Origin of the sequence: Methanosarcina sp. Kolksee, assembly GCF_000969945.1 — an archaeon.
Taxonomy (GTDB): Archaea; Halobacteriota; Methanosarcinia; order Methanosarcinales; family Methanosarcinaceae; genus Methanosarcina; species Methanosarcina vacuolata.
Genome location: NZ_CP009524.1, coordinates 3,918,840 through 3,934,254, shown reverse-complemented (window position 1 = coordinate 3,934,254; position 15,415 = coordinate 3,918,840). Strand labels below are relative to the sequence as shown.

Annotated in this window: 9 protein-coding genes; 2 read left to right on the top strand and 7 right to left on the bottom strand. The window is 44.7% G+C overall.

Annotated features, from left to right (window positions below; translation table 11 throughout):
* Positions 1 to 62: 62 nt before the first annotated feature.
* Complete coding sequence (locus tag MSKOL_RS16140; RefSeq protein WP_052725562.1) at positions 63 to 1,262, bottom strand: tetratricopeptide repeat protein; 1,200 nt, start codon at positions 1,260 to 1,262, stop codon at positions 63 to 65.
* A gap of 611 nt (positions 1,263 to 1,873) precedes the next feature.
* Between MSKOL_RS16140 and MSKOL_RS16135 the strand changes: the two genes are divergently transcribed.
* Together MSKOL_RS16135 and MSKOL_RS16130 are read left to right on the top strand one after the other, a co-directional pair.
* A complete protein-coding gene (locus MSKOL_RS16135; RefSeq protein ID WP_231592286.1) occupies positions 1,874 to 3,004 on the top strand; it encodes an alkene reductase in 1,131 nt (376 codons plus the stop codon).
* 303 nt (positions 3,005 to 3,307) lie between these two features.
* On the top strand, positions 3,308 to 5,602 hold the full coding sequence (locus MSKOL_RS16130; protein ID WP_048157674.1) for a CDC48 family AAA ATPase: 2,295 nt from the start codon (positions 3,308 to 3,310) through the stop codon (positions 5,600 to 5,602).
* A gap of 346 nt (positions 5,603 to 5,948) precedes the next feature.
* On the opposite strand, the gene acsC is transcribed toward MSKOL_RS16130, so the two are convergent.
* The 6 genes from acsC to cdhA form a co-directional block, all read right to left on the bottom strand.
* A complete protein-coding gene (gene acsC, locus MSKOL_RS16125; RefSeq protein ID WP_048118925.1) occupies positions 5,949 to 7,358 on the bottom strand; it encodes an acetyl-CoA decarbonylase/synthase complex subunit gamma in 1,410 nt (469 codons plus the stop codon).
* A gap of 3 nt (positions 7,359 to 7,361) precedes the next feature.
* Entirely contained in the window at positions 7,362 to 8,687 is a 1,326-nt protein-coding gene (cdhD, locus tag MSKOL_RS16120) for a CO dehydrogenase/acetyl-CoA synthase subunit delta (RefSeq protein WP_048122577.1), read from the bottom strand.
* Positions 8,688 to 8,932: 245 nt separating this feature from the next.
* Positions 8,933 to 9,694 (bottom strand): AAA family ATPase, encoded by a 762-nt coding sequence (locus tag MSKOL_RS16115; RefSeq protein ID WP_048118928.1) that lies wholly within the window; start codon positions 9,692 to 9,694, stop codon positions 8,933 to 8,935.
* Positions 9,695 to 9,752: 58 nt separating this feature from the next.
* A complete protein-coding gene (cdhC, locus tag MSKOL_RS16110; RefSeq protein WP_048154115.1) occupies positions 9,753 to 11,174 on the bottom strand; it encodes a CO dehydrogenase/CO-methylating acetyl-CoA synthase complex subunit beta in 1,422 nt (473 codons plus the stop codon).
* Between the two features lie 24 nt (positions 11,175 to 11,198).
* A complete protein-coding gene (cdhB, locus tag MSKOL_RS16105; protein ID WP_048122583.1) occupies positions 11,199 to 11,711 on the bottom strand; it encodes a CO dehydrogenase/acetyl-CoA synthase complex subunit epsilon in 513 nt (170 codons plus the stop codon).
* Positions 11,712 to 11,716: 5 nt separating this feature from the next.
* Entirely contained in the window at positions 11,717 to 14,137 is a 2,421-nt protein-coding gene (cdhA, locus tag MSKOL_RS16100) for a CO dehydrogenase/acetyl-CoA synthase complex subunit alpha (protein WP_048157672.1), read from the bottom strand.
* Positions 14,138 to 15,415 lie beyond the last annotated feature (1,278 nt).

Here is a 15,415-nt window from a genome sequence, read left to right as displayed (position 1 = left end):
CCTGGAAATCCATCCCAAACCCGCAGACTACATAGAGCCGTTCAATAGATACAATGATACAATTATACATTGTCATAACTGACTTTCAAAGCAAGAAGATACTGCATTGCAGCTTCTTCCTTACGGCCCAATTCTTCGAGGAGAACTCCATAATTCCAGTGTGTATCTGTATCTTCGGGATCAGCTTCTAGAGCAAGTTTATACTGTACCTCCGCTTCCTCCATGCGGTTCATATCGTGCAGGAGAAGCCCGTAATTACAATGTGCCTCTGTACTTTTAGGATCGTTTTCAAGAGATAGCTTATACTGTACCTCCGCTTCCTCCATGCGATTCATATTGTGCAGGAGAAGCCCGTAATTATAATGTGCATCTGCGCTATTAGGATCTTTTTCAAGAGATAGCTGATACTGCTTTTCAGCTTCTTCAAATCGTCCCATTTCGTTTAAGATATTTCCGTAGTTATAGTAAGCCGCCGCATAATTTGGGTTTGCTTCAACTGCAAGCTTATACTGTTTTTCAGCTTTGGCCTGATTTCCCATCATCTCAAGCAAAACACCGTAATTATTGTGTGCAGCTGCAAAATTGGGATCGATTTTCAAAGCAAGCTTATACTGTTTTTCAGCTTCTTTCTCGCGCCCCATTCGTTGCAGGAAATTCCCATAGTCACAATATATGGTTGCAATTTTTATATCGGTTTTCAAAGCAAGTTTATACTGTACCTCCGCTTCCTCCATACGATTCATTTTGCTCAGCAGACGTCCGTAATTATAATGTATTAATGGCTCATCTTTATCGATTTCCAGTCCGAGTTTGTACTGTATTTCAGCTTCCTTCACGCGACCTAATTTGCTCAGAAGAAGTCCATAGTTTGCATGTGTAGCTACATCTTTTGGATCAATTTTCAGAGCAAGTTTATAATGCTTTTCAGCGTCTCCCATACGTCCCAAACTTTCGAGAAGAAGTCCGTAATTTATGTGTATGGATACGTTTTTAGGATCGATTTTCAGAACAAGTTTATAATGTTTTTCAGCTTCTTCCATGCGACCCATTTCGTACAGGAGAAGTCCGTAATTTGAATGTACTGATACATCTTTTGGATCTATTTTCAGTCCAAGTTTATACTGTATTTCAGCTTCCTTCATGCGACCCATTTCATATAGGAAAACCCCGTAATTAAAGTGAGAATCAACATCATTGGGATCAGCTTCCAGAGCAAGCTTATACTGCTTTTCTGTCTCTTCGTTTCGATCTCTTTCTTTCATAAGCAGAGTCCGTCCATCAAAATATAATTCTTATACATCCTGTATGCAATGAATATCTTCCTGTTTGAATGGTTAAAATTAGTGATCATCTCTTGATTTTTAGAATTTGTCAGTTTATGGCAGCCCGATGCTTTTGGTTGCTATTTGACAAAATAATAGGAGAGAAGGTGCTGTATACTGCATAGTCTCAGAACGATGGACACTTATAAGCTCAACCGCAGGCTGGAAAGAATACTTGTCCTCCCATTAGACTGCACAGTGACTGCACAGTGACTGCGATTTGGTAGTTTAAATACCCGACAATCATCAGGCAAGCTACGAATATTTAAATAAAAAATCCATAATAATTATCGTAGAAGTAATTACCCGGAGCTCGTATTTAATGATTAGCTCGTATTTAATGATTCAAGGTTAAATTGTAAGCGTCGCACAATGGGGGATGGTGCTAAACGCTGAGACAATAACCAGAACCAGTTCAATGATTGCGGGAGCATTGAGAAGATTCCGAGATTCTAAAAATCCAGCTAAAAAGATAGCTGATACTAATAGCTGCTATTAAAAAGATAACTGATACTAAAAATCCAGCTAAAAAGATAGCTGATACTAAAAAGATGGCTACTGATTTTTCAAGCTTAAAGGAGATGATTATCATGGCAGGAGACACAGATTTATTTTCACATTATCAGATGGGCGATCTCACGCTGCCAAACCGCATAGTGATGGCACCAATGACCCGAAACCGTGCAGGGGATGCCGACGTCCCGGTCTCACTGACGGCCACTTATTATGTACAGCGAGCCTCAGCCGGCATGATTATCACCGAGGGCTCGCAGGTCAGCCCGCAGGGAGTAGGTTACATGCATACGCCGGGCATATACTCTGCAGCACAGGTCGCCGGCTGGAAGAGGGTGACAGACGCCGTCCACAAGGCTGGCGGCAGGATTTTCATCCAGCTCTGGCACGTAGGACGGATTTCCCACCCCGACTTGCTGGGAGGCTCTCTGCCGGTTGCACCATCCGCACTACCCGTCGAAGGCTTTACCCACACACCCGGTGGAAAAAAGCCAATTCCCGTGCCCAGAGCCCTGAATACCGAAGAGGTGCCGGATATTGTCAAGCAGTTCCGGCAGGCGGCAGAGAACGCCAGAAACGCCGGGTTCGATGGCGTCGAAATTCATGGAGCCAACGGTTACCTGCTGGACCAATTCCTGCGGAGCGGGTCCAACAAGCGAAGCGATAAGTACGGCGGCAGCCTTGAAAACCGGGCCCGTTTACCGCTTGAAGTCACAAAAGCCGTCATTGAAGTGTGGGGAGGCAACCGTGTCGGCTACCGAATCTCCCCGCACAATACCGAGCATTCTATGTCAGATGCCAATTCCCAGGAGACCTTTTCCTATTTCACCAGAGAGCTGAACAAAACGGGCCTGGGATACCTTCATTTAATCGAGCTCATAGGAGGCCGAATGGGGTTCGTGCCACCCGAAGCACGGATTGGGCCTATCCTGCGCAGCATTTTCAAAAGGACGTTAATACTGAACGGCGGCTATGGCCTCCACAGCGGGAATGAGGCCATTGCCAGCGGCGAGGCCGACCTTATCGCCTTCGGAGTGCCATTCCTGGCCAATCCTGACCTGCCAGAGCGTTTCAGGCAGAATGCACCGCTGAACGAGCCGGATGTGGCCACCTTCTATATGGGCGGTGCGAAAGGCTACACGGACTATCCTGTCCTGGTCCATAGATAATAATGGCTCAAAGAATTGGTCCATAGATGATATGGCTCAAAGAATTGGTCTATAGATGATATGGCTCAAAGAATAGTACTGTCAAATCTTCGGGGGATGAGTAAATTTATAGGTTCTACTAGTGCATCGATTCCACACCAGTGCTTCGATTCCAAAATTGATTTCTTATTTCCTGGAAAAATCCGTGATCGTCGGATCTATTCAAAAAGCAAGTTTCATGACCTATTTCGGAATCGCAATATTAGTGTGTAAATGGGGAGTAGTGTGTAAATACGGGAGTAGTGTGTAAATGGGGGAGATTGCTTGACTAATGGAGATGAAAAGACAATCAAACTGAAAGTTGCAGAAGCTAACCATCGTGACGTCGGAAAAGGTATAGTTCGTATAGATGAAGCCTTCAGGGAAAAGCTTGGTTTAAACCCCTTTGACGTTGTGGAAATCAGAGGGGGAAAGGTGACCTCAGCTCTTATAGGAAGACCTTATCCTGACGATGAGGGTCTTGATATCATCCGTATGGACGGGCTTATCCGCACGAATGCGAAGACCAGCATAGGAGAATACGTGGAAATCTGCAAAGCAGAATGGAAAGAAGCAAAACATGTGACCCTCTCTCCTGTAAAAAGGGGAATAAAGATTTATGCTCCCAGTGAGACTCTTAGTGCTGTTTTCATGAACCGTACGGTTTCAAAAGGGGATTTTATCTCCACCACCAGTTTAAGTAGCTCTCGAGATATGGATACTTATGGCAAAGGACTCATGTTGGATGAATTTTTCCAGGACTTTTTCAGGCAGGGCTTCGGCTCCTCTTTCGGGCTCGGGGAAATCAAGCTTCAGGTTGTTTCTACCTCTCCGTCGGGGATAGTAAAGATCACTGACATGACCGAAATTGAACTCCTGCCAGAAGCCAGGGAAATTACTCCTGAGCAGGCCATTCCAACTGTTATGTATGAAGATCTGGGTGGACTCCAGGATGCAATTTTAAAGGTCAGGGAAATGGTAGAAATCCCTCTGAAATACCCTGAACTTTTTGATCGGTTAGGGATTGAAGCCCCAAAAGGAGTGTTGCTCCATGGCCCTCCCGGTACTGGCAAGACTATGCTTGCAAGGGCTGTTGCAAGTGAGTCTGATGCTTATTTTATCTCTATCAACGGCCCGGAAATAATGTCCAAATATTACGGGGAGTCCGAAAAAGCTATCCGCGATATATTCGATGAGGCTGAAAAGAATGCACCAGCAATCATCTTTCTGGACGAGATCGATTCCATTGCCCCGAAAAGAGCTGAGGTCACAGGGGAAGTTGAGAGGAGAGTGGTCGCACAGCTCCTTTCCCTGATGGATGGGCTGAAAAGCCGCAAGAATGTAATCGTGATAGGTGCAACGAACCGCCCTGAAGCTCTGGATCTGGCACTGCGCCGCCCGGGCAGGTTTGACAGGGAAATTGAGCTCAGGGTCCCGAGTACCGAAGGCAGGCTCGAAATTTTCCATATTCATACGAGAGGAATGCCCCTTACAGAGGACGTAAACCTCATGGATCTTGCTCAAATTACCTATGGGTTTGTGGGGTCTGATATTGCAGCACTCTGCCGGGAAGCTGCCATGAGAGCTCTTAGGCGTGTCTTCCCAAGGATTGATCTAAAAGAACCTCATATCCCAAAAGAAATCCTGGATTCATTACAGGTCACAAGAGCAGACTTCGAAGAGGCCATGAAAGACGTGCAGCCCTCAGCCATCCGGGAAATACTTATTGAGATTCCCAATATCAGTTGGAATGATGTTGGCGGCCTGGAAGACGTAAAATGTCTCCTGAAAGAAGCTGTAGAATGGCCACTTAAAAACCCTGAGTCTTATCGGCATATAGGTGTGGAAGCTCCAAAAGGCGTACTCCTATATGGTCCTCCGGGCACTGGAAAGACCCTTCTGGCAAAAGCCATTGCCCATGAGTCAGATGCCAACTTTATCACTGCCAAAGGAAGCGACCTTCTTTCCAAGTGGTATGGAGAGTCTGAAAAAAGGATTGCTGAGGTCTTCACCAGGGCGAGACAGGTTGCCCCTTCTATTGTTTTTCTGGACGAACTTGACTCACTTGCTCCCATCCGTGGGATCTCAGCAGGTGAGCCTCAGGTTACAGCCAGAATCCTTAATCAGCTTCTTTCCGAAATGGATGGGCTTGAAGAACTCAAAGGAGTGGTAGTGATCGGTGCAACTAACCGCCCTGATATCATAGACCCGGCTTTGATTCGTCCAGGGCGTTTTGATGAGCTTATTCTCGTCCCGGTCCCTGATAAAGGAGCTAGAAGGGAAATTCTCAAGGTTCACACAAAGAAGATGGCCCTTGCAGAAGATGTGGATATCGAGGAACTCGTTGCCCGTACCGATAATTACACAGGCGCAGATCTTGCAGCAATATGTAAAAAGGCAGGAAGATACGCCCTGCGTGAAGAACTTCATGCAGACAATGTTAAACAGAAACATTTCCTTAAAGCAGTTTCAGAGACACGACCTTCAGTTACCCCTGATACTATGAAATACTATGAAGCAATAAAAGGAGAAATCATAACCAGGAAATCAAAGGAAATAGAAAATCCCTTATATATATGAGTAAGAGCGCAATTTGTATTCTACTATTTTTCCGATTTGCATTCTACTATTTTTCCTGTTTGTATTCTACTATTTTTCCTGTTTGTATTCTACTATTTTTCCTGTTTGTATTCTACTATTTTTCCTGTTTGTATTCTACTATTTTTCCTGTTTGCGTTTTACTATTTTTCCTGTTATTTTTCTTCTACATTTTACTTTTTATGTCATTTTTTCTTTAATTCAGAACCTATCTGGAAAGTCGACATCTGTGTTTTGTAAAAGTTTCAATAAACTACATTCCATATCAAAAAAAGAAATTTCCGTGTCCTTTTGACACGGAATATTAATATTCAAATTTATTTTCTGATTATTTTGGAGGCCAGTTCTTTTCCATAAATCCAGGGAGCCTTCCTGAGTCCATTGGTCCCACAAGAACCTTTGCACCGAGTTTGTCCTCAATGTCACCCTGTAGACGGGCAGCAAGACCCGGAGTAATTACCGTGTTGTGGGTAACATCTTTCTTGAGGTCAAAGCCTGACTTCTCAAAAGCTTCCTTCACTTTATCAGCGGTCAGCTGCCCACCGGCAACAGATGCTTCCACACCGATACCGTCTGTGTTAACTGCAAGCAGCCAGCAGTTGATGCCGTTTGAGGCAAGATCGCTCTCTACTGTGTAGTAGGTAAGAGCAAAGTTTGTTGTGAAGAGAACTGGGGAATTCTCATCTGGGGTTCCTACCTTGTACATCTTCGAGTCCACAGCGACAGGAGACCTCGGGTCTGTGTAAATTGTCTCGGCCAGGTGCACTTCGGGCATGGTGGCGTATGGTTCCATGCTGTGGAGAAGCATAATGTCTCCGTACCTGATGGTAAAGACCGAGGAAAGAACTGTTTCCCAGTAGGATGCACTGACAGGATCCGAAATTCCAGACATCCAGGCAGTAAGCGGCATAGCCATGATTGGATATGCGATCTCGGTATCGCCCATAATGCCTGCTCTCCTAATCTTCAGGAAGTTGGTAAAGGTGTCTTTCAGGCCTTTGCCACTTGGGTAGGTTCCTGGGTCGAGAACAATGTCCTTGATACCTGCTTCTGCAAAGGTTTTTGCGAGGCTCTTAAGGGTATCAAGGTCATTGAAAGCTGAGACTACGACAGGCACCTTATATTCAAGGGCCAGTTCTCCTACTTCCTTCCAATTGTCTTTGTTTGCAGCATAAAGCAGAGGGTTCTTGTCCTTTGCAACCTCAAGTCCTGCCTTCAGGACTGCAGGGTTAAAGGAACAGAGAATCACTGGCAATTCTGTGTTTTCTATAACTTTCTTGACAGCTGCTGCAAACTTTGCAGGGTCATTGGATGCAGCTCTTATTGCTACACCGTCAAGGAGCAGGTTGCGTCCGACGTAGAACTTTTTGTAGTCAGTAATTTTCTTAACTCTTTCAACAAGGGCAGCTTCCTCCATTGTATCAGTAACATCGAAGAACATCTTTGTCTTGTTGAAGAAGGTCAGCTTGTGACGGTAAAGCACATCGTCGCCACCAATCTTGGCTACTCTGTCGCCTACACCTATTGCAACTTCACGAATTTCCGGGGCAAGGAGCTTGTCAAGCTCTGCGAGTTTCTTTGCAAACTTCTTCTCCTTTACGAGGGGTGGGCAGTCTGTTGTCTTCCCGGATCTGTCGATCAGCTTGGAGGCAAATGCCATACAGGTAGGCTCACCACATTCTCCACAGTTGGTCTGAGGAAGGTATTTGTAAGCTTCTAATGGGCTGTTTATTTTCATGTTTTACACCCCCGATCCAATCCAGTTAGCAAGGTCAATAGGCTCTGCCTCAATTGAACCAAATAAAGTCTGGGTAATGTGCTTCAGGACAGCAACCGAGGTTGGGTGCATCATCATGAAGAGGTCGTTTCCTGCAATAGCAAGAGAGAGACCTGTAACGATTTCCCAGATTGGTCCTCTGTATTCTCTGGGGCCCCAATCCGAGTCTTCCTTCAGTGGTGAGCTAACCATCCAGGACTCACGGGCACCCCATGCATTGGTGGTACCGGATGACATTGGGAAGGTCAGTTCTTCGTCACCCATAAGGGCTGCGAGGCGGATACGCTCCATGTTGGTGTAAGCGTAGTCGAGACCATAGCCGAGTGCTGCAGTGGTTGGGTCCATGATGATCCTGTCTCTTGGGACGTTGCACTGCTTCATGAGCTTCCTGTTAAGCTCCTTCTGGGAGTTCATATCCAGCTGAGTCCAGGATAGTACATCATGGTCATATTTTAATGCGGCTTCTGCAATCTTTGCGTAGTCAAGGTTCAGGCTTGCAGATGCAATCAGGCAGCGCTCGCCTTCTGCAACTTCTGCAGCTCTTGCAAGTACTTCAGGGTCTTTCTGTGGGTTCCCGGAACCGCCAATTGCGATTGGGACATCAACAGCCTGAAGTACTTCTTCCACAGTCTTTGCTGCTTCCTTGGCAGGTGTGTCTTTAACCAGTGGGTCGGTTGAAATCAGGTGGATTGTGATCATGTCTGCGTTGAACTTTTCAACGTTCTTCTTTGCCCATTCTCCTGGGCTGTCCATGACCTCATCATAGTTCTCCTTGACAGCTTTTGCAAGACCGATTCTCATATCGAATACGTCAATGGTAACCTGGTTCCTGTTGGGCATTACGGCGTCAGGGAAGAATGGGAGGGCTTTTTCGCCACCAACCAACACTCTCTTTCCACGGCTTCCACCATCTGCAGAGGTGTTACCTATTGGGACTTCCTGAATAGGGGTTGCCCATTCTGCAAAGTTTTCAAAACTGAATTTGGCAGGAATGAGATCCTTAAACTTAGGAGCTGCCAGAGCAGGGGAAATAGCAGGGGCAGCAGGGGCACCAGCCGCAGGGGCACCAATGCCTACAGGGACGCCGAATATGCCAGCAAGTCTTGCGAAGTGCTGTGCAAGTACTGCATTCTCCTGTCCGAGGATAGCAGCAAGCATCGGGTCAAAGCCGCCTCCAAGTCCATCGAGTTCAATCTCAATGTCCCCTTCTATAGTTACACCTTCAAGGGAGAGTATATCTACATCCTTGAACATGTCTGTCATTTCTGATAACTTAGCTTTCTTTGCCATGTAAACCTCACCTTTTCTGTAAGTTTTCCGTTTTGATGAGTGACTGTATAAATAAAGAAATAATACAGATTTTACTTCCAGATTCTTCCCTGATATGGAAAGAAAAATTGAAGTTGAAGTAAACTCTGCCCCATATTTCACATGATTTTGAATATTGTTTTAAGCTATTAAAACGGGCAAAAGGATTTGTATCTTATTTCCGGCACGTTTTTCTGCAATATTACAAATTCAAAAGAAAACCGGGATTAGAATCCCAGTTTTTTCACAATACTTTCGATTTCTATTGCAGCAATTGAGTCGTCCGAAATTTCGAAGAGAGGTACGCCTTTTATATCCATTTCCTCGATTTTAGGGTCGAGTGGAATCATACCTATCATGTTAAGTTTCAGGTCCTCTGCCAGTTTGACAAGCTTGTCGCGGTTAGCATCTGTAACCTTGTTTGCAATAACGTGAATTCTACCAATGTTTGAGTCCAGTTCACCCACAAGTTCATGAATTCTCTCAGCAGTCCGAAAACCCCTTCGAGAAGCGTCTGTTACGACAATAAGGTCATCTATGTCCCGTATAATCTTCCTGCTGAAATGTTCAAGACCGGCCTCTGCATCAATAATAACTACATCATAATTCATGATCAGTTTATCCATGATGCCACGGAGAAGGTTGTTTACATAACAGTAGCATCCTGAACCTTCGGGCCGGCCCATGACCAGGAGGTCATAGCCAGGCATTTCTTCGATGATCTCATAAACCTTGCTTTTAAGTACGGACTCTTTATTCATATCGGGATTGTCAGGCCTTGGTTTTGTGATCTCAGCCTGTAAATACTCCTTTGCATCCCCGATGGTTTTTACGTTCTCACAGCCAAGAGTCTCAGGCAGGTTAGTGTCTGCATCTGCATCAACTGCCAGGAGAAACTGACCTTTTTTGGAAAGGGAGCGGATCAGAAGAGCCGCTACCGCTGTTTTACCAGTCCCACCTTTTCCCGTTATTGCAATTACTTTTGTCACAGAATACCCCATTGGATTGTTTTTCGTCTTAGGCGATTACTTAGTCACCCAACTACGTTTAGTCCTTCTTCTCGCTGATGACCATTCTTTCAATGGAGATCTTTGCCTTCTTGAAGGTGATCTTAATTCCACCAGCCTTACCAGCAGGCATCATTGGCATTGAAGCCATTGCAGGCATCTGGAATCCGGCTGCAGGCATCATCATTGGAGCGGCTGCAACAGCTACTTCCTCTTCTTCTTCCTCTTCCTCTTCTTCCTCTTCTTCCTCTTCTGCAGCTGCCCAGCTAGCAACGACCGGGTGGTTCTTCTCCTGCAGGAAAGCCTTCAAGGAATCAATGTCAGTTGCATCGTTCTCAGTTGCGATCTTATCTTTGATGTCTTCTGGAATAGTTTCGGCAATCTTTTCCTTGAGCATGGATGGGAGCCAGACAACTCTGTTCCAGCCACCATCAGCCTGGATAAACTTGGGGGAATAGAAGTAGGCGACACCGATACCGAGGAAACCTACGATCTGCTTTCCACCGCCTGTCTGACCTGCCATAGAGGAGAAACCAAGACCGTTAGGGGCCATTCCCTGGTATTCTCTGCTAACCCAGCCAATACCGTCAACCTCAGGGATGTAGAATCCGACAACTTCAAAGCAGCCACAGGAGGTGTGTGGGGAGTCGAAGAAGGAGTGGAGTTTAATCTTGCTAAATTCGCCACTTGAAAGCTTTACAGCAATGTCATTGACACCGGAGTATTCACCGGTGTTGGAATCGAGGAGTTCACCCTTCTCGATTGCAAACTGAGGTCCTTCTGGGTCTACCTTTGCTGCTGCACGGCCGTCGAACCAGTTGATTGCACCACAAAGAGAGACTCTGTCAGGGGAAACTACACAGACGTTGGTTGGAGCAAAAGCCTGACAGAGGGTACATCCATAGAAGACGTCAACATCTTCGTCATGGAGGTTCTTTGTCCTGGCATCTCTTATCTTGAAAATTTCCTTTGCTTCTACCAGCTTTTTCTCAACTTCAGCCTGGTCGGTGTAGAAGGTCACCTGCATCTTCTCAATAAAGGGAAGCTCGGTCTTGAAGAGCATCATGACAGCTTTTCCGAAAGAATCAAGGGAGTCCATCTTTGCAGCTGTATCCTTGGAGATTCTCATCCATACATCATATCTCTGGTTCAGGTGCATAATGCCCTGGCAGTAGTTGATGAAATCGTGGATACGCCTCTCGATGACAGATTCAAGGTCAGCCTCTATGAGTTCTCCACCGATGTTGAAGACCATTGCCCAGGGGTAGGTTTTACCCTCTTCCATTTCCTTGAGATCAGGGCCGATAATCGTAACTTTGTCATCTTCGATCTCGTCCATGGGTTTTGCACGGACAAGTTCTAGACCCAGGGACTTTGGGCCACCTAGTTCAACAAACATTCCTTCCTTTCTTACTCTTTCTCCTTCAAACATTGGAGAAATCTCAAATGGGAATTCTGCCATTATATTTCGCCTCCTAAATTAAACTTATAATGCGTTAATAAGTTCATCCAGTGCTGCGATGTGATCTGCTTTGCTAAGGTTTCCAAAGGACATCGTTGAGTTCTGGATATAGCCTCTTTCAATCGCAATTGTTTTCAAGTTACTGAAGTTCTTTGCTGCTGACAGTACCTGGTTGATGTAGTATTTCTTGAATCCTATGACTATGACCATGTCGTAGTTTCCGTTTCCATCAAGGCCAGGCCAGCTGGGATCAGTCAGGTAGAAGCCGAGCATATGTGCATTGATATACTTTGCATCTACATCTTTATCAGCAAGGACTGCCATAGAACTCCCGGTTGCAGCAATAGGGAGATTTGCAGCCTTTGAAATTTTTACTACACGATCAAGCATCTCTGGTTCAAGAGTCAGGGTTCCTACCATAAGGAGCGGTCTCTTTGCTTTTGAGATAAGCTTTGCAGCCATTTCAGGAGTTAAGGTTTTTGAGGTATTCACCCCGTAGCTGGTAAAGACCTTTGTGTTCTTGGTAGTGTCAACCATTTAATTCAGGCCTCCTTGCAAAGTCTTTTGAGGTTAGTGGGCTGTGCCGATACGTCGAACTTGATCTTTGGACCGGAGATGACTTTCCTCCTCTTCCAGTCAATTTCCCAGCCATGTTCTGTTTCAAGTTTCTTGAGGAGTGCTTCACGGGTAGCCAGCGGGAGGTCAGCTTCGTTTCTGACGAACTTCCACCAGTCTTCTGGTTCTGCTCCAAGGTACTTCCTGTGGAGTTCCATCCAGTGAGTCAATTTTATGGATCTACCCATGCTATTATCGGATACACGGATGCATGCCTTTGCCATCATCGGGATTGCTTCCTGCCAGGTCTCTGCTGTGGTCAAGAGGAATTCTGGTGCTGGTGGGATCGCCATTTCCTGTCCATTCCTTGCATCGTAGACTTTCCACTTGTCCTCTTCATAGGTCTTGGCAATCAGTGCTCTCCTGTACTTAGAGGAGTGGGGACCGAGTACTGCAGGGATACCAAGTATGTTACAGCCGGTACCGATTGATGAAGCCTTCTGTGAGAATGCACCCCAGGCAAGCCCGCAGGCACCTACACGATTAAGGATATAGTCTGCGATCTCGGCGAGGTTTCCTTCAAGTGTCCTCTGGGCAAAGATAGCCGCGACTTTTTCAGCTGCTCCTGTAATGTGAGCGTTAGAAACACAGGACCCAATGTTGGCAAGTCCTCCACACTCAAATCCTCCTGGGAACCTCTCATAGAGAGTCTTGCCATCCTCATCCTTGAACATACCAATATCCATTGCTCCACAGCCTGTCGTCACTACAATGAAGTTTCTCTTCAGGAACTCTTCTGCGATGTAGTAAACGTCCTTTGTGCCTTCTGGATAGTTCGGGCATCCAATAATTGCGATAATACCTGGTGTGGTACCCATAACCAGGTTAAGACCTTCTGCACGGATTTCGGCGTCAGACACCTGACCTCTGCCAGCTCTCATCAAGCCTTTCTCTTCAGAAATCTGTTTCTGGGATGCCTTTTCGATTATGTTGAGAATTGGTATTTCCTTCTTACAGACCTGTTCGCAGCGGCGGCAGCCAATACACTGGTCGTGTAATTTTTCTAAATATGAGTAGTCTCCTTCTTTTGCAAATCCCATGGCTTCGGGGATATCCAGTTCTTCTGGGCAAGCAATCATGCAGGCTCCACAGTCTGCACATTTTGTAACCCAGTTTTTGAATTCTTCGTCTGTAGGAATTGCAGTGATACCGGAGGCATCGCGGATCGGACCCATTTCCATTGTGAGCTTGATGCAGAGTTCTCCGAGCTTGTCATAGTCAAGCATTACACAGCCTGGAATCTTTCCGGACTTGAGTTCCTCAATGGTCTCATCAACATCGGCATCTGTCTTGTTCGGAAGCCCGTACATGATCTTGGGATTTGATGCTATTACCGGAATCATGAGTTTCTGAGCTTCAGGTACAATATCGCCGCGGACGCACTGTTCATCTACAACAATGACATCTGGCATTCCGGAACGGATTACTTTTAGCTCTTTAGCCATTGAACCGATGACCTTTGCATATGGAGGTCTTCTATCGGCTTCCTTATACCTTGTAAGGTCTATTGCAGTGCAGCAGAGCCCAGCTATCTCCATCTTGTCAGTCAGGTTGTTGTCTTCCATGTAGTCCATCATGTAGGTGACGCCGGCGACATTATGTCCAATAACACAGAGGAAAGGTTTGGACTTGTCAATTGTTCCCATTCCGATTTCAACTAATGGAGCTTCTGGGTCAGCTCTCGGGAAATCATAGGCTGTAACCTGTACAATATCGGAAATTTCCATGCCTACGTGGTCAAGACTGCCGCTGAAGAGGGCTTTGGAGTCGTAATCAATCTCTGCGGATTCCTGGCCGGCGTGAACTGTTGCAAGCAACTGGGTCAGCTGGTCTTCAACGTATTCCATTGCCGGTTTAACTTCTCCAAGGGTTTTGGGGCTAAGTCCGGTACTGATTGTAATGTTTGGGGTAAGCACGTTGGACTGCCCCAGGTTGAGAGGCAGGTCTTCTCCAAAGGTTTCGATCAAATGGTCGAGTAGGTGGCGACCGTGAGCTGCATGACAGGCAGTACCTGTGATCACGCGGAGGAAGAATTCTCTTCCATTGTGGCCCATCATGTCAATACCACATGCACCTCTCTTGTTCCCTGAGAGATCACAGGGTCCATAGGTACAGTAGCAGCACTGGTCACACATTGGGGTGATAACAGGCTCGTAACGGTCAAGCAGTTTGAAGTTCCAGTCATCCCTATAAGACTCAAGTCCTGGGAGAAGTGTGGGACCTGCTTTAACGAGCTCCTTTCCTTTTTCTTCAGCAGCCTCCTTTGCTGCTCCTACAATATTATTGATAGTGATCTGAACGGATTCTAGATCTTCTATAGAAAAACTCCCGGTAGTTAATTTACTCATTTTAGCTTTACCTCCTAAATACGCTTAATGTCGCTTCATCAGACGATTGTATTTTATGATATGTGGCATACCGATAATGATTGTCCAATCTATATTGACGTCTGCTTGAAAGTTTCAGCTATTTAAATGACATTTTCAGTAGGTCGTTTTTAATTTTTTATAGAATTTACACACTTACAATACAAAATCAAGTACAGTAAATTAAGCAGTTAAAACTTGAATTTTTAAAAAGTTTGAAGTTCACTGCTTTTGTTTTAGACATCAAGTGGGTAAGTTCTATAATGGTAAACCTTGAGATCTCAAAATACAAGAGATCCTGGAGACTATCCGAAAAGTTCTATGAATGTTGTAAAATTTACAATTAGACAACTAGTGTTTATTATCCGGAATCCGTTCATTTATGATCTGCCGATTGTAGAAGTTACAGTAGGTCACAGCACTTTTCAGATAAACTCTTAAATTACACATAAGCGACGTGTTATAAATAACTTCCATTTTTGTTTGGTATAAATATAAAAATAAAAATTAAGCAGTTAAAACGTGAATTTATAGAGAGTTCAAAGTTCACAGTTTTTGTTTTAGATATCAAATGAAAATCATGTCACTGGGCAATTGGTGTTTATTATCCGGAATCCGGTCATTTGTGACCTGCCTATTGTAGAAATTACAGCAGGTCACAGCACTTTTTAAATAAACACTTAAATTACACATACGCGCGTAGTATAAATAGCTTCCATTTTAGTTCGGCTAAAATATAAAATAGAAAAGTAAGCAGTTAAATCTTAGATTATTAAATAATTTGGATTTCACTGCCTTATCTAAATTTCAAGTGGGTGTACTATAAGTAAATGTTATGATCCCAGAGTAAAAGAGATCTTAGAGACTATCCGAAAAGTTCTACGCATGTTGTATAATTACATCTGGACAATTAGTGTTTATTATCCGGAATCCGTTCATTTGTGATCGCTGATTATAGAAGTTCCAGTAGGTCACAACACTTTTCGGACAGTCCTTAAATTACACATAGGCGATGTGATATATATAGTTATCAGTTATGTTTGAATTAAATATAAAAATGGAAGAATTTAGATCTATAATATATATATGAACTCTTATGAATCATAGACTCCTACTAAAATCATGAAAAACGGTATTAGCTACTGATTTTTTAAAAGAAGGGCAGAATAAATTATCCGAATAATAGGTAAAACGAAAGTATATTGATTAACGGAACTTTTACGTTAAATCAGGTGTAAAAGGCAGAAAATAGCTGCAGGA

Bases quoted from the DNA above. Each gene is read 5' to 3' on its own strand.
- MSKOL_RS16140 (WP_052725562.1), bottom strand. From the start codon at position 1,262: ATGAAAGAAAGAGATCGAAACGAAGAGACAGAAAAGCAGTATAAGCTT.
- cdhB (WP_048122583.1), bottom strand. From the start codon at position 11,711: ATGGTTGACACTACCAAGAACACAAAGGTCTTTACCAGCTACGGGGTG.
- cdhC (WP_048154115.1), bottom strand. From the start codon at position 11,174: ATGGCAGAATTCCCATTTGAGATTTCTCCAATGTTTGAAGGAGAAAGA.
- cdhD (WP_048122577.1), bottom strand. From the start codon at position 8,687: ATGGCAAAGAAAGCTAAGTTATCAGAAATGACAGACATGTTCAAGGAT.
- cdhA (WP_048157672.1), bottom strand. From the start codon at position 14,137: ATGAGTAAATTAACTACCGGGAGTTTTTCTATAGAAGATCTAGAATCC.
- MSKOL_RS16135 (WP_231592286.1), top strand. From the start codon at position 1,874: ATGGCTACTGATTTTTCAAGCTTAAAGGAGATGATTATCATGGCAGGA.
- acsC (WP_048118925.1), bottom strand. From the start codon at position 7,358: ATGAAAATAAACAGCCCATTAGAAGCTTACAAATACCTTCCTCAGACC.